At 47.0% G+C, this 16,046-nt stretch carries 12 protein-coding genes; 9 read left to right on the plus strand and 3 right to left on the minus strand.

The window, feature by feature from the left end; genetic code table 11:
* Window positions 1–2: 2 nt before the first annotated feature.
* From hisH to ACMXYS_RS00825, 4 genes are all read left to right on the plus strand, one after another.
* Entirely contained in the window at window positions 3–683 is a 681-nt protein-coding gene (gene hisH, locus ACMXYS_RS00810; protein WP_415883104.1) for an imidazole glycerol phosphate synthase subunit HisH, read from the plus strand.
* Window positions 684–715: 32 nt separating this feature from the next.
* The gene (gene hisF, locus ACMXYS_RS00815; RefSeq protein WP_415883105.1) at window positions 716–1,489 is read left to right on the plus strand and encodes an imidazole glycerol phosphate synthase subunit HisF; all 774 of its coding nucleotides are present in this window, start codon (window positions 716–718) and stop codon (window positions 1,487–1,489) included.
* Between the two features lie 184 nt (window positions 1,490–1,673).
* On the plus strand, window positions 1,674–2,675 hold the full coding sequence (locus ACMXYS_RS00820; RefSeq protein WP_415897321.1) for an efflux RND transporter periplasmic adaptor subunit: 1,002 nt from the start codon (window positions 1,674–1,676) through the stop codon (window positions 2,673–2,675).
* Between the two features lie 8 nt (window positions 2,676–2,683).
* Window positions 2,684–5,767 carry an efflux RND transporter permease subunit gene (locus tag ACMXYS_RS00825; RefSeq protein WP_415897322.1) on the plus strand — a complete coding sequence of 1,028 codons (3,084 nt, stop codon included), beginning with the start codon at window positions 2,684–2,686 and terminating at the stop codon, window positions 5,765–5,767.
* Between the two features lie 116 nt (window positions 5,768–5,883).
* On the opposite strand, the gene elbB is transcribed toward ACMXYS_RS00825, so the two are convergent.
* Window positions 5,884–6,534 carry an isoprenoid biosynthesis glyoxalase ElbB gene (gene elbB / locus ACMXYS_RS00830; protein WP_415897323.1) on the minus strand — a complete coding sequence of 217 codons (651 nt, stop codon included), beginning with the start codon at window positions 6,532–6,534 and terminating at the stop codon, window positions 5,884–5,886.
* A 185-nt stretch (window positions 6,535–6,719) separates the two neighbouring features.
* On the opposite strand from elbB, the gene hemB reads away from it, so the two are divergent.
* Entirely contained in the window at window positions 6,720–7,730 is a 1,011-nt protein-coding gene (gene hemB, locus ACMXYS_RS00835) for a porphobilinogen synthase (protein WP_415897324.1), read from the plus strand.
* Between the two features lie 46 nt (window positions 7,731–7,776).
* Complete coding sequence (gene ppk1, locus ACMXYS_RS00840) at window positions 7,777–9,927, plus strand: polyphosphate kinase 1 (protein WP_415884695.1); 2,151 nt, start codon at window positions 7,777–7,779, stop codon at window positions 9,925–9,927.
* 39 nt (window positions 9,928–9,966) lie between these two features.
* Here the strand turns inward: ppk1 and ACMXYS_RS00845 are convergent, their stop codons facing one another.
* Together ACMXYS_RS00845 and ACMXYS_RS00850 are read right to left on the minus strand one after the other, a co-directional pair.
* Entirely contained in the window at window positions 9,967–11,481 is a 1,515-nt protein-coding gene (locus tag ACMXYS_RS00845) for a diguanylate cyclase domain-containing protein (protein WP_415883110.1), read from the minus strand.
* Window positions 11,482–11,548: 67 nt separating this feature from the next.
* Entirely contained in the window at window positions 11,549–12,415 is an 867-nt protein-coding gene (locus ACMXYS_RS00850) for an SDR family oxidoreductase (protein ID WP_415883111.1), read from the minus strand.
* Between the two features lie 53 nt (window positions 12,416–12,468).
* Here ACMXYS_RS00850 and ACMXYS_RS00855 point away from each other — a divergent pair, with 53 nt between their 5' ends.
* From ACMXYS_RS00855 to ACMXYS_RS00865, 3 genes are read left to right on the plus strand one after another with little or no spacing between them, the layout of a single operon-like run.
* Window positions 12,469–13,374 (plus strand): hydrogen peroxide-inducible genes activator, encoded by a 906-nt coding sequence (locus tag ACMXYS_RS00855; RefSeq protein WP_415883112.1) that lies wholly within the window; start codon window positions 12,469–12,471, stop codon window positions 13,372–13,374.
* Window positions 13,371–15,449: an ATP-dependent DNA helicase RecG gene (gene recG / locus ACMXYS_RS00860; RefSeq protein ID WP_415884696.1), complete on the plus strand. Its 2,079-nt coding sequence runs from the start codon at window positions 13,371–13,373 to the stop codon at window positions 15,447–15,449. The genes ACMXYS_RS00855 and recG overlap by 4 nt, the downstream gene beginning before the upstream one ends.
* Before the next feature lie 47 nt (window positions 15,450–15,496).
* A complete protein-coding gene (locus tag ACMXYS_RS00865; protein ID WP_415897325.1) occupies window positions 15,497–16,012 on the plus strand; it encodes a DUF501 domain-containing protein in 516 nt (171 codons plus the stop codon).
* The last annotated feature ends 34 nt before the right edge of the window (window positions 16,013–16,046 follow it).

A 16,046-nucleotide genomic window follows, 5' to 3' on the forward strand; every position in this document is an offset into this window, starting at 1 on the left:
TTATGTCGAGTGTAGCGGTAATCGATTATGGCATGGGCAACTTGCACTCTGTTGCCAAAGCACTGGAATTTGTACAGCCGGGTGTTGAAGTACGTGTGACTTCTGATCCTGCGCTAGTTGCCAGTGCTGACCGCGTTATCTTGCCGGGCGTTGGTGCAATGCGTGATTGCATGGCAGAGATGCTACGTGCCGGTGTGGATAAAGAGGTCACAGATGCAATCAATTCGGGTAAACCATTCCTAGGTATCTGCGTTGGTATGCAAGCTCTGCTGGAGCGTTCTGAAGAGAACGAAGGCGTAGATTGCTTGTCTCATTTTAAGGGTAGTGTGAATTACTTTGGCGATGACCTAGCAGAAGAGGGCGAGCGCCTGAAAGTTCCACATATGGGGTGGAACGAAGTTGCTCAGATGGATGATCACCCTCTATGGAATGAGATCGAAGACGGTAGTCGTTTCTACTTTGTTCACAGCTACTTTGTAACAGCTGAAGAACGTGATCTGGTTTCTGGTGTTTGTCGTTACGGTCAGCAGTTTGATGTCGCGCTTGCTCGTGACAATGTGTTCGCTGTGCAGTTCCACCCTGAGAAAAGCTCTAAGGCGGGTCTGCAGTTGCTTAAGAATTTCCTTAATTGGGATGGTAAGCCAGCACCTGCACCGATGACTGAAAATACGATTAAACCTTAATCCATTAGATCAAATTTTAGAGGTAGCTACTCATGGCTTTGGCAAAACGAATTATTCCTTGCCTCGATGTAGAAAACGGTCGCGTGGTGAAAGGCGTTAAGTTTGTCGATATTCGCGACGCAGGTGATCCTGTAGAAGTAGCAAAGCGCTACGATGAACAGGGTGCAGACGAAATTACATTTCTAGATATTACTGCAACCCATGAAGGCCGTGACACGATGGTGCATACGGTTGAACGTATGGCTTCACAGGTATTTATCCCACTGACAGTAGGTGGTGGTATTCGTACTTGCGAGGATATCCGTACCATGTTGAATGCGGGTGCAGATAAAGTATCTATTAATTCTGCTGCGGTATTTAACCCTGAGTTTGTTAAAGAAGCAGCAGAGCGCTTTGGTTCACAATGTATCGTTGTAGCCATTGATGCCAAGAAAGTATCCCAAGAGGGTGAAGAGAACCGTTGGGAGATCTTTACTCACGGTGGCCGTAAACCAACCGGTATCGATGCGGTTGAGTGGGCGCAAAAGATGGTTGAGTTAGGTGCAGGTGAAATTCTTCTGACATCTATGGACCAAGATGGCGTTAAAAACGGTTACGACCTAGAAGTTACGCGTGCTATTAGTGATGCGGTCAACGTACCTGTCATCGCTTCTGGTGGTGTAGGTAATCTGGATCACTTAGTGGAAGGCTGTATCGAAGGCAAGGCAGACGCTGTGCTTGCGGCTTCTATCTTCCACTTTAATGAGTACACGGTTCCGCAAGCGAAGGAATATATGCGAGACAAGGGTATTGAAGTCCGTCTTTAACGGAAGTGATAGCCTGATTATGAAGCCTCGCAAATGCGGGGCTTTTTATTGCACGCAATTTAGACACATTGTGAACTTTAGTATGGCTATTAGAGTCAAGGTCATGCATCATTTTGTAGCACGAAAAAAGATTGAGAATCATTTGTAAATAAATGGTTCACAGGGATTTAGTTAGGACTCAGTTATGCGACAGCTCTTCACTCTTACTCTTTTGGTTTTAGGTACACAGCTACAGGCCGCTGAAAGTGTGGTAGTTAAACCTCTGTCTGAGCTGTTAGCTCCATCCAGTCAAAGCGCACCAGCGCAGGTGATCAACGATCATCATGTAATTATCAGTAGCCGTTTAAATGCACCCGTTGAAGAAGTGCTTGTTAATGTAGGCGATCAGCTCGATAAAGGCGCGCCACTGCTAAAGCTCGAATGTCGTGATTTTGACCTGCGCTTAGTCCAAGTCAAAAGTGAGCTAAACGCGCTACAAGCGCAAACCCGTTTGGCTCGTCAGCAATTAAGCCGAGCTGAGCGATTGTTAAAACAGCGTAATGCCTCAAAAGAACTGCGTGATCAGCGTCGCGCTGAGTTGGATAGCTTAATAGCGCAAGCTTCCGGCTCTCAAGCTCGTTTAGATGAAGCAGAGCTAGCGGTAGCTCGTTGCACCCCAGTAGCACCCTTTACCGGAGTTGTTACGGAACGTTTAGTCGGTGAAGGCAGCCTTGTTGCATCGGGCACCCCTCTATTCAAAATTCTGGCTGAAGATCGTCAGGAAGTATCAGCGTTGCTAAGTAGTAAGCAGCTTGCTTCTCTGCCTAATTCCACAAAGATCGAATATCAGATTCAACAGCAACGTTTTCCGCTTGAACTACGGGTGATTGTACCTTTTGTTGAAAATCGTGCCCGTACTCAAGAAGTTCGTCTGCAATTTAGCGCAGATAAAGCCATATCAGGTAGCAGTGGTCGATTGGTATGGCAGGAGCCCCAAGGGCGCTTGCCGGTTCAGTACATTGTTTCCCGTGATGGTCAGTTGGGAGTGATGGGGCTGAATGATTCCAAGGCGGAATTTATTGCACTGCCTAAAGCGGTTGAAGGCCAGGCTGCCGTTGTTGATCTGCCATTGGATATGCTGGTGATTGTTGAAGGTCAGCACGGGGTTGAATCGGGCAGTGATGTGACAGTGATGGCGCAGGAGTAGTAATAGCTATGTTAATGCGTCTGTTTAACAACCATGTCTTAGCTAACCTCACCTTTCTATTGGTATTGGTGATTGGCTTTCTTTGCTACAACCTGTTGCCTCGCCAACAAGATCCCACCATCAACTTTAACTGGGTTGTTGTGACCACTGTGCTGCCGGGGGCTAGCGCTGATGATATCGAGAAGCGTGTAACTGACCCGCTAGAAGACGCAATACGCAATGTCTCGGATATTAAGTTTGCTTCTTCTAATAGCCGCGAAGCAGTGTCGAGTTTGCTGATACGTTTTTCTGATATTGACGAGCGTACCTTTGATAAACGTATCAATGATCTGCGCCGAGAAATTCAAAATGTAGAAGACGAGTTACCGGAAAATGCGATTGATCCGGTGATATTAGAGATCACCAGCGCCAACGCTTTCCCAAGTGTCACAGTGGCTGTAACCGCACTAGATGATGACGAAAACCTCAGGGTACAAGCGCGTAATATCGAAAAAGATCTGGAACGTATCACGGGTGTAGATCGGGTTGATCCAATTGGTCTGGATGATCCTGAATTGCAGGTGAATTTTGACCCTGAAGCATTGCAGGCGCTATCGCTGTCGCCAACTCAGTTATCGAATACCGTATCTGTTTGGTTTCAGGATATCTCTGCCGGTAGCGTGAATGTCGGCGAGCAGGCATGGCTTGTACGTTTGGTGGGACGCAGTGCCGACCCTGATCAGGTTAAGCATATCCCGTTGATCAATCTACAGGGGGAGGAGATCACCCTTGGCCGAGTTGCCGAGGTTGTGCAAACCCGGGCAAAAGCGCAACAAGATGCAGTGATCGATGGCAAACCCGCGGTTGTATTGGCGGTGATGAAAAAAGCCAATGCCAATACCTTAGAGTTGGTCGAGCGGGTGAAAACTTATATGGATCAGCGCAATGAGCTGGCCCAAGCGACTGGTGTGAAATTGGTTCTGGTCGATGATCAGACCGTGCCGACCCGTGAAGCGATCAGCCTTATGCAGAACAATGCTCTGATCGGTTTGATCTTGGTATTGGTAGTGGCGTGGTTGTTCTTGGGTGCGCATATCGCCTTTTTAACTGCGATTGGTATCCCCTTTATTCTGGCGGGTACTTTCTGGGTGCTCTGGGGCATGGGTGAAACCTTAAATGTTACCGTGCTACTCGGTGTGGTGATTGTGCTCGGTATGCTGGTGGATGATGCAGTGGTCGTGGTGGAGGCGATCTATCATCGCTTGCAGCTAGGGCAACCGATCTATCAAGCGACCATGGCCTCGCTCGAAGAGGTAGGACGCCCGGTAATCAGTGCTGTATTGACGACGATGGCGGCGTTTCTACCTTTAATGCTGCTGCCGGGGATCATGGGTGACTTTATGCGGGTGATCCCCATGGTGGTCACCATCGCATTGGCGATCTCTCTGGTTGAAGCGTTCTGGATGCTGCCGGTACACGTGAGTGTGGCGCAAGTGTCCTTTGCGAATCCGGGACGGATGCAGCGCTTTCGTACCCGCATGACCCATAAAATCCAAATTACCTATGTTCGATCGTTGATTAAAGCGATGCGTCGCCCTGTACTGACCTTTAGCTTAATCGGTGCACTGTTTATTGGTTCGATGGGCGCACTCGGAGCTGGTTTGATCAAGATGGATTTCTTTGCCTCGGATCCGTTGCGCTTGTTTTATGTCAATATGGAGATGGCACCAGAGACTTCCCTTGATGCTACCTTGGACAAAGTAAAACAGATGGAGAAGTTGGTACGTAAACATCTTAAAGATGAGGATCTTCGAGCAATTGTTGGTTATGCCGGACAGCAGTTTACCGAAACAGCACCTATGTTTGGTGATCACTATGGCCAGATATTGGTTGGGCTCAAACCAAAAACAGAAGATAACCGCTCGGTCGATGAGTTGTTAGCTGCGGTGCGTGAAGATGCATTGGCTTTGCCTGGGCCGTTGAATATCTCTTTCTTGCGTTTGGCAGGTGGTCCTCCAGTGTCTAAACCGATTAGTATTAAAGTGCGTGGTGATGAATACGCAGAGATTCGTGCAGCCGCGGATGCGCTGCAAACCTATATGCGATCGGTGGAAGCGATAACCGATATTACCGACGATGCTGGCGGCGGACGTATGACGCTGACGCTAAAAGCCGACTATGATGCGATTACTCAGGCGGGACTCAATCCGCAAGAGGTTATCCGTACAGCGCAGTTGTTGGTGGATGGTGAAATCGTCGCTGATATGCAGCACGAAGGTGAAAAACTTGAAGTGCGGGTACGAGCAAAGCCGCAGCAATACAGTGATATAGAACAGTTACTCCTATTTGAATTGCCGTTAGCAGATGGTGGGCGTGTACCGTTGATCAATCTGGTTCGTTTTGAAAAAGAGAAAGCGCTCGGAAATATCCGTCACTATAACTTCCGCCGAGCAATAACGGTGGAAGCCGATCTCCTGCCTAACAGCATCGATACCGTAACTGCCAATGACATGATTTTGGAGCATTGGAATGACGAGCTGCAAGTACAGTTTCCTAATCTGGACTTGGACTTCTCGGGTGAGCTGGATGAAATCCAAGAGAGTATTAATTCGATCGGTATTCTCTTTCTGTTTGGTCTTGGATTGATATATCTGATTTTGGGTACGCAATTCTCTAGTTATTTCCAGCCTCTGATGATCTTAATGACCATCCCTATGGCTATTATTGGTGTAGTGCTTGGGTTGTTACTGACGCAAAACCCTCTGAGTCTATTCACCTTGTACGGTGTTGTTGCTTTGGCAGGGATAGCGGTGAATGCCGCGATTGTGCTGATCTCAGCGGGTAACCAACGCTTAGATAAAGGGATGTCGGTAAAACATGCTACCTTATACGCGGCTAGACGACGCGTTATTCCAATCTTGATTACTTCACTAACGACGATTGCAGGCTTGTTTTCTTTAGCAACGGGCTTAGGTGGTCACTCCCTAATTTGGGGGCCAGTGGCAACGGCGATTGTGAGTGGCTTGGCGTTCTCGACCGTACTGACTCTGTTCCTGATTCCTATGCTGTACCGCATCTTTATGCAGTGGTCACATCGTCGGCAGGGTACTTAATTGGCTAGGATAGATTATAGGTTTTAGGGCAGAATCTAAGCTTTAAGGAAGCTAAGAAAGAAGCATAAAAAAGCGGCGAATAAACATCGCCGCTTTCTTCTGTCAGTGATTCTTACTTAAGCTAGTTCAAGCACTTCATCTACTAGCTTGCGGATACCTGATGCCGCTTCGGTAATTGAACCCGCTAGCATATACGCTGGAGTTGTCACCACTTTACGCTCGGAATCGATTACGATCTCGCTAACACCGCAGTCTTGGTGCTTACCACCCATCGCTTCAATCGCCGCTGCTGTATCAGCATCATTACCGATCGTGCAAGTAGCGCCTTCACCAAATAGGATAGGTGTCATTGCTGGAGCAATACAGATTAAACCAACTGGCTTACCTGCTTTATGCATCGCTTGAGTAAAGTTAATTACATCAGGGTTTACTGAGCACTCAGGACCTTTTACTGCGAAGTCAGATAGGTTTTTCGCTGCACCAAATCCACCTGGAATAATTAGCGCATCGTAATCTTCAGCATTGGCTGTTGCAAGATCGATAATTTCACCACGTGCTAAACGCGCTGCTTCAACTAAAACGTTACGTGTTTCACCGGCTTCTTCGCCAGTAAGGTGATTAATAACGTGCATCTGCTCGATATTCGGTGCCATACACTGTGAACTAGCACCGCGTTCAGCGATCTGTAGCAAAGTCAGAACCGACTCGTAAATTTCTGCGCCATCGTATACGCCGCAACCAGATAGAATTACTGCAATTTTCTTCATGCTTTCAGGCTCCTTTATCTACAGTGATATGAGTTTGATCATACCCTTTTGTATGCAGAGTACGATAAGATCAGTTTTATTACTATGGTGACAAATAGTTACACAATTTTTAGCCTTATCTCTAGGCTGTCATTAGCTTGTCATCGTTTTCTGTCATATTCATCTTGTAACCTAAGGAAGATGCCGTGTCCTTTAATAACAGCCAGCGCTTTTACCCAGAAACACGTATGCGTCGTATGCGTGCCAGTGATTTTTCCCGTCGTCTAATGCGAGAGAGCGTTTTAACGCCAGATGATCTGATCTATCCCGTCTTTGTGATTGAAGGTCAAAATCAAACTGAGCAAGTCGCGTCTATGCCTGGCGTCGAGCGTATGAGTATCGATTTGCTGGTAAAAGAAGCGAAAGAGCTTGCTTCTTTAGGTGTGCCGGCGATGGCGTTGTTCCCTGTAACACCGATGGATGCGAAATCTGAGTTGGCAGAAGAAGCCTACAACCCAGATGGTCTGGCTCAGCGTGCAGTGAAAGCAATCAAAGATGCCTGCCCTGAGATGGGAATCATGACCGATGTTGCACTGGACCCGTTCACGACTCACGGGCAGGACGGCATTATCGATGAAAATGGTTATGTGTTGAATGATCGCACTGTTGATACCTTGATCCAGCAGGCGGTATCTCACGCCGAAGCAGGTGCTGATATTGTTGCACCAAGCGACATGATGGATGGCCGTATCGGTGGTATCCGTGATGAGCTGGAAAGTAATGGTTTTGTAAATACCTTGATCATGGCGTACTCCGCTAAGTATGCAAGTGCTTACTATGGTCCTTTCCGAGATGCAGTAGGTTCTGCGGCGAACATTGGTAAAGGTAACAAGTTTAGTTACCAGATGGACCCTGCTAACAGTAATGAAGCGCTACACGAAGTGTCACTGGACCTAGCGGAAGGTGCAGATATGGTGATGGTAAAACCGGGTATGCCGTATCTGGATATCGTTCGCCGAGTTAAAGATGAATTAAAAGCACCAACCTATGTTTATCAGGTGAGTGGTGAATATGCGATGCATGTAGCGGCTTTCCAAAACGGTTGGTTAGACGAGCGTAGCGTAATGCTTGAATCCCTGTTGGCGTTTAAGCGTGCAGGGGCTGATGGCGTCCTGACTTATTTTGCGAAACGCGTCGCACAGATATTAAACGACTAAACTTTATTCTGTAGTCGTTAAAGAATTAGGGAGAGAAAACAGCGTGATGGTTGAATCAGCGGAACAGAGCGAAGCAGCAGCGGCGTTATTAGAGAGCCGTGAAAATGTTGCAACAACAGAGCAAGAGGTAGAGGAAACACCGGTTGATCTGAAGGTGCCCGAGCTCTATATCAACCGTGAACTCAGCCATCTGCAGTTTAATATCCGAGTTCTAGAACAAGCATTAGAGGAGCAGCACCCGTTGCTAGAACGGTTGATGTTCCTGTTGATCTTCTCCAGTAACTTGGATGAATTTTTCGAGATTCGTGTTGCTGAGCAGATGACTCAGTTGAAATATGGTCGTGAGGCAGTTGGTCCTGATGCAATGCACCCACGTACGGTGTTGCAGCGTATTAGCGAAATCTGTCACCTGACCGTAGACCGCCAATATAAGATCCTGAATGAAACGATCTTTCCTGAGTTGGAAAAGGAAGAGATCCATTTTATCCGTCGTCACTTATGGACGCCGGAGCAGAGAGAGTGGGTGCAGTCTTACTTCTATGATCGTGTTGTGCCGGTCATCAGCCCGGTTGGTTTGGACCCTTCACACCCTTTCCCACGTTTAGTGAATAAGAGCCTTAACTTTATCGTTGAGCTGGATGGTAAAGATGCCTTTGGCCGTGAAACTGGCATGGCGATTATTCCGGCTCCGCGCTCTTTGCCGCGTTTGATCCGTCTACCAGACAACCTCTGTGATGGTGGAGATAACCTAATCTTCTTATCCTCGATTATCCACGAATTTGCGGATGAGCTATTCCCAGGGATGAAGGTTAAAGGTTGTTATCAGTTCCGTATCACACGTAATGCCGATATGACCTTCGATGTGGAAGAGGTTGAGGATCTGGTAAATACCCTGAGGGGTGAGTTGCACTCGCGTAAGTACGGTGATGCAGTTCGATTGGAAGTGGACCAGCGAACACCAGAAGAGTTGATCGCTTTCCTACAGAAAGAGTACAAATTGGATGAATCGCAAACTTATAGGGTGGATGGTCCTGTTAACTTGACCCGCCTTATGGCTGTGCGTGATTTAGTGGAGCGGAATGATCTGCGCTGGAAGCCATTTTCTCCCGGCATGCCTGGTAAGCTTAAAGGTGACAATATTTTCGATGCCTTAAGGGCGAATGATCAATTATTGTTACATCCATTCCAGTCCTTTTCACCAGTGGTTGATCTACTGCGTCAGGCAGCGAAAGATCCTGATGTCGTAGCGATAAAACAGACTCTTTATCGAACTGGGGTAAAATCCGATATCGTTAATGCATTAGTAGAAGCGGCGCGTAGCGGTAAAGAGGTAACCGTAGTTATTGAACTGCGTGCACGTTTCGATGAAGAGAGTAATCTACATCTTGCTTCACGTTTGCAGGAGGCGGGTTGTTTGGTTGTGTATGGTGTTGTTGGTTACAAGTGCCACGCTAAAGCGATGTTAATCGTACGAGAAGAGGAGAATCACTTAGTACGTTATTCTCACTTAGGTACGGGTAACTATCACTCGGGTACAGCGCGCCTGTATTCTGATTACAGTTATCTGACTGCGGATCAAGAGGTGGGCGAAGATGTCCACAAGGTTTTTCAACAGCTAACGGGTATGGGTAAGATTCAGAAGCTGAAAAAGTTATACACAGCCCCATTTACCCTGCACTCTAAAATGATCGAACTGATCCGTCGTGAGACCCGCTTAGCTAAGTCTGGTAAGCCAGGTCATATCATGGTCAAAGTGAACGGTTTGACTGAGCCTAAGATGATCCGTGCCCTATACGAAGCAGCGGAAGCTGGTGTTCAAATTGATCTGATTATCCGTGGTATGTGTCGTCTACGTCCGGGTATTGAGGGGCTGTCTGAAAATATCAAAGTTCGCTCCATCATCGGCCGTTTCTTAGAGCATACGCGCGTTTACTATTTTGGTAATGACGGTAAACCGGAAGTGTTCTGTGCCAGCGCTGACTGGATGGAACGTAACATGCTTAACCGTGTAGAAACGGGTTTCCAAGTCTTTGGAAAACATAGTGAGCGTTTAAAGCGCGAGCTGGATTACTACATGAAAGATAACTGCCAGAGCTGGGAGCTTCAGGCGGACGGTAGTTATATTCAGAACCAGCCGGGTGAAGAGGAAGAGGTTTTCTCTGCTCAGCAAGCTCTATTAGAAGAGTTTGCTAAGTAGCTGTATCTAATAAATAGCCTTACTTATCGAGTAAGGCTGTTAAGCGCTTTTCGCATAGCTCTGATGGTTATGAACAACTAACTGGTTGCGATTGTTCTTTGCTAGATACAGCGCTTTATCCGCTTCCGTGTACAGTTCATTTTTATCAGAAATCTGATTGCCCGCGCTCCAGTAGGCACCAATAGAGATAGTTACATAGTCGCTGACAGTGCTCTTCTCGTGAGGAATATGCAGTGCTTCCACTTCTGCTCGAATACGATCTAGGAAAGCTTGGGCCTTAGCTGCATCTTGTTCTGTAATGATGATGGCAAACTCTTCACCCCCGATGCGAAAGGCAAAATCGGAAGGTCTGCGTAGGCTGCCTCTGATGCAGTTCGCGATATCTCGCAGGGCCTTATCCCCTTGCGGGTGACCGTAGGTGTCGTTGTAAAGCTTGAAGAAATCTACATCCAGAATAGCTAACGCGATTGCTGTGCCATGACGGTAGCTGAGCTTAATTTCGCGCTCTAACACATCTTCAAAACTACGGCGGTTTGGCAGTGTGGTGAGCTTATCTGTAATCGATAGCTTCTTGCTGGTTGAATCCTGCAGTAGGTTTGTAAAGCCGGTTATCTGATAGCGTTCATTAATATTGGGTAAAATGCGCGAGTTTGCCCAATGCATTAAGCCATCGTCGTTGATATGACGTATCTCACCTTGCCATGTTTTACCGGTTTTGATTGTTTTCCAGATCTGCTCCGATAGCATGCTGTGAGTATCTGAATTATCAAAAAAATTACTTTGCTTGCCGATCAGTTCTTCTTTGGTTGTGTCGAGGAAACGGCAGAGGGCATTACTGGCATCAATAATCACGCCTTGTGTATCAAGGTTTGCCAGCATGATGTTCTGGTCAATCAGATGTTCTCGCTGCGATAAAGCTTTGTTTGAACGCATAATCAAACGGGTCACTTTGATTGCAATCAGAAGAGAGATAACAATCGTTAAGAAACCAATAGTAGCTACCACGTAGATAGAGTGGTCTCTATTATCCGATGACTGTTGATGAAATTCTTCGGCTTTGTTCTGGGCAAAGAGAACAAACTCGTGCACTTCGGAAAGAAGCTTGTCGACATGCTGAGCACCTTTGGCTCGGGTAATCTCAGCGGCTCTTTCAGTTTCACCAGCCAAAGCTAATTTGGCTACTTCGTCACGAATCGGTTTCCATTCAATAAAGGTTTGGTAGGCCTGTTTAATCGTGACTTTGTTACCCAAAAAGCGCTCAAAGATTATGTCGAACTCTTTGAGAACTTGCTGTTCTTGGCGGTGCACTTGCTCTAACGTAGCTTTTAACTGTTCCGTATTTTTTACCAATACCACATCTTTCATATCGCGGTGCATCGCAAACACTAGAGTCTGGATCGACTGCCCAGCATTGCTCACAGCAAATGGGTGGTTATAGATGTTTTCGACGTCTTTCGAGATGTTATTGAGGTGGTAGAGACTGAAGCCGCCTAAGCCTGTCATTAAGGTAATGATCAGGACAAAACCAAGAATAAGATTGCGATACTGCTGCATACTATAAAATACTGCTGAATTGAGGGCGCGATTGTATCAAAAACTACAGTATGCAGGAGCTTTAGTTTTATTTATCGAGGGATTCTTGATCAAGATCTATTAAATTACTGTAACCTTCTATATATGTCGGATATTTGAACGTATAGCCTGCTTTAATTAGCTTTGTATTTGAGCAGCGTTTGCTGCCTGCGCGACGAGAAACGGTTTCTGAAGTGATTGCGCTTTTGGTTTTATTTGCTAACCAAGTTGTGATCTCATGCATAGTGACTGGGCTACTATCACTGGCCAGATAACATGGATCTACTGTTTCGCCATTAAGTACTTTCGTAATGAGAAAGTTTAAAACGCCAGCGCAATCGTCACGGTGAATGCGGTTACTGAAATGCTCAGGTTTAGCGGGGGCTATATCACCTCTTCTGACACGGCTGATTAGATGATTCCTTCCGGGGCCATAGATGCCGCTAAATCTAACCACTGTACTTGGTAGATCAGCACTTAAAACCTGTTGTTCACCTTTAAGCATGATCTTGCCACTAAAAGATTTAGGTTCGCAGGGGCTCGTTTCATCCACCCAATCACTATCGTTTTGGTGGTAAACCCCGCTGCTGGATGTGAAGAATAGATGTTTAGGTTTAGAGGGTAGTGCATTTAGGGTGTTTTGCACGCCAGCCACATAGGCTGCTTCGTAACCTTCTTCATCATGACTGCTTGCCGCTGCTGTGTAGACAAGGATATGACAGTCGTCTATTTCCGCCAGAGCCGCTTTTAAATTCTCTAAATTTGTGAGATCAGCGCTTATTCCTTGGATGCCTTGCGGTAGCTGGTTTATATTACGACGTAGGCCAAATACCTTATGCCCTTGATTTAATAACATTTGTCCAAGAGTTGAGCCAACATCGCCGCAGCCGACGATGAGAATAGTTGCTTGTTGCATACAGGTTAAGCCTCCGAAAATCACAGACCTATCATAGCAAAGGATAAGGCCGGATGACCCTTACAGAATTGCGTTACATTGTTACCTTGGCGAGAGAACAGCATTTTGGTCATGCGGCTGAAAAGTGCTTTGTCAGTCAGCCTACCTTGTCTATAGCGGTCAAAAAGCTTGAAGATGAGTTGGGTGTACCACTGTTTGAACGCAGTAAAAACTCGGTTCGCGTCACACCTGTAGGTGATAAAGTGGTGCAACAGGCGCAGCGCGTGCTTGAGCAAGCCGATACCATCAAAGATCTGGCGCTTGAGGGCAAAGATCAGCTGAAAAGCCCACTTCGCGTAGGCGCGATCTACACCATTGGACCTTACTTATTCCCTCATCTGGTTTCTCAGGTGCAAAAGCTTGCGCCTGATATGCCGCTGTATATCGAAGAGAACTTCACTGAGAACCTGCGAGTTAAGATCCGTAACGGTGAGCTGGATGCAATTATCTTAGCGCTGCCATTCCAAGAACCGGATATTCTGACGCGCCCTCTATACGATGAGCATTTCGAAATGCTGATGCCAGTGGGCCACCCTTGGGCGCAGCAGAAAAAGATTAATAGTGAAGATCTACCTAATACCCCGCTGTTGTTATTGGGCGAAGGGCATTGTTTTAGGGATCAGGTATTAGAATCCTGCCCAACGTTGAATCAAGCGATTAATACTCAACATACGATTACCGAGGGTAGCTCTCTAGAGACTATCCGTATGATGGTTGGTTCTGGCTTAGGTTGTTCCGTATTGCCGCAATCCGCTGTATATGGAACGGGTAAATCAGAGATGGTAGTAACACGACCTTTCCAAGAACCAGTGCCAGAACGCACGGTTGGGGTGGCTTGGCGTGCTAGCTTTCCACGTCCGCAAGCGATCGATGTGTTGGTTGAAGCGATTGCCTCTTTTGATCCTGCAGGCGGTAAATAAGTTTGTTACTTGCTTCTATTCCTGTCACAGAGTTAAAAGGTGTTGGCGCTGCGTTAGAGCAGAAGCTGAATAACCTTGGTATTCAAAATCTACAGGATCTATTGTTTCATCTGCCTCTGCGTTACCAAGATCGCACGCGAATTGTGCCTATGGGGGCGTTACGTCCCGGTGATGAGTGCGTGGTTGAGGGTGAGGTGAAGCTGGCGGATATCAGCAAAGGTCGCCGCCGCAGTTTATTGTGCCGTATTCAAGATGGCACGGGGTCACTAACGCTACGTTTCTTTCATTTCACAGCTGCTCAGAAAAATAACTTAAAACCTGGCACTCGTATTCGCTGCTTTGGTGAAGCACGTACAGGTGCAAATGGTTTGGAGATCGTCCATCCTGAATATAAGCGGGTGGATAACGATGATTTGGTTCCAGTAGAAGAGAACCTAACGCCGATCTATCCAACCACAGAAGGTCTGCATCAGGGACGTTTACGAGCTCTGACTGATCAAGCGCTTAACTATCTGAAAGAGGGTGGCCTGCAAGAGCTTGTGCCTGATCAATTGCGACAAGGCTGGCAGTTCCCAAGTTTGAATGATGCCGTAGCTTATCTTCATCGCCCTCCAGTCGATGTAGACCAGCACCTTTTGTTGGACGGTATGCACCCTGCTCAGCGCCGTTTGGCGTTTGAAGAGCTACTCGCTCATCACCTCTCTTTGTTGAAATTACGTCAAAAAGCACGTCAAAAAGGTGCGCCTGAACTGCCGGGAACAGGACAACTTAAACAAGCCTTTTTAGATCAGCTACCGTTCCCGTTAACTGGCGCGCAACAGCGCGTAGGCAATGAAATCGCCAACGATCTTGCGCAAGCTTATCCTATGCTGCGTTTAGTGCAGGGCGATGTTGGTTCAGGTAAAACGGTCGTGGCGGCATTGGCTGCTCTACAAACGGTAGAGAGTGGTCTGCAAGCTGCGATTATGGCGCCGACCGAGATTTTGGCCGAACAGCACTATATCAACTTCAGTAACTGGCTTGAGTCACTCGATATTAAAGTTGCGTGGTTGGCAGGTAAGCTCAAAGGTAAGCAAAGGCAGGCGCAACTAGAAGCGATTAGAGCAGGTGAGGCGCGAGTTGTTGTCGGGACGCACGCGCTTTTTCAGGAAGAGGTCGTCTTCTCTGATCTAGGTTTAGTGGTGATCGATGAGCAGCACCGCTTTGGTGTGCATCAAAGGCTGTCACTGCGTGAAAAAGGGCGTAATGGTGAGTTAGCTCCGCACCAGTTAATCATGACCGCTACGCCGATTCCCCGAACTCTGACCATGAGTGCTTACGCCGATCTGGATTGCTCTATTATCGATGAGTTGCCACCGGGACGAACACCTGTGAATACTGTAGTTATTGCCGATAGCCGCCGCGACGAAGTTATTCAGCGGGTACAAAAAGCCTGCGCTGAAAAGCGCCAAGTTTACTGGGTGTGCACTCTGATTGAAGAGTCTGAAGCTTTGCAATGCCAAGCCGCAGAAGTAACTGCTGAGGATCTGAAAGTAGCGCTGCCTGAACTACGTATAGGTTTAGTGCATGGTCGTATGAAGCCGGCTGAAAAAGCTGAGATTATGCAGCAGTTTAAATCAGCTGAATTGGACCTTTTAGTCGCGACAACGGTCATTGAAGTAGGTGTGGACGTTCCTAATGCCAGTGTGATGATCATAGAAAACCCTGAGCGCTTAGGGTTAGCGCAATTGCATCAGCTACGTGGTCGAGTGGGCCGAGGCTCTGTCGAAAGCTTTTGTGTGCTGATGTATCACGCGCCTTTATCCAATCAGGGACGTGAACGTTTAACTGTAATGCGTGAAACCACTGATGGTTTTAAAATCGCGGAAAAAGATCTGCAGTTACGCGGGCCAGGTGAGGTTTTAGGTACACGGCAGACTGGAGCTATGCAGTTTAAAATGGCCGATCTGCAACGAGATTCAGATCTGTTAACTCGGGTTAAGATGGTGGCGGGTCAGATGCAAGAATGGCCTGATTTTGCAGATTCCTTAGTTGAACGTTGGCTGGGCCGTGGTGAAGACTACGGTAATGTATAATAAATAGATTAATCGATTTATTCGCTTGTCACAGATAGAGAGTAGTAGTGTTGATTTCACCCAGTGAAAAGCAGTTAGAAATTATTCGACAGCAGTTGGGTCGTGAACCGCGCGGTTTAGCCGGTATTGCTGTACAAAATGATCAAGAGGTTCCATTAGTGTTGCAGATGGATCTGTTGGTTGATGATAAACCTTTCCCAACGCTTTATTGGATGGCCAGTAAAGATATCTATCAAGCCATCGCTGAGATAGAAACAGCAGGTGCGGTTAAAGAGTTAGAACAAGAACTGATGGATAACGAAGCGCTTCGTGCTGAGCACTTAGCGGATCAGCAGCGTTATGTGGATCTTCGTTGGGCTTCGGCTTCTGAAGAGCAGAAAAAACGTATTGAAGAATTAGGTTTCACGCCGCTCTACAGTAAGTATGGGATTGGTGGTATCTCTCAGTGGGACAAAATCCGCTGCTTACATATGCAATATGCTTATCACTTAGCGCAAGGTAGTGCGATTGGCCTTATTTTAGATGAAAGATATGGTTTAAAGGGTATTAAAGCTTCGATTTGATCGGCTGAATAGTCTTTAGAGGCGTTAATTGTTG

Source organism: Neptuniibacter sp. QD57_21, from assembly GCF_047778075.1.
GTDB lineage: Bacteria > Pseudomonadota > Gammaproteobacteria > Pseudomonadales > Balneatricaceae > Neptuniibacter.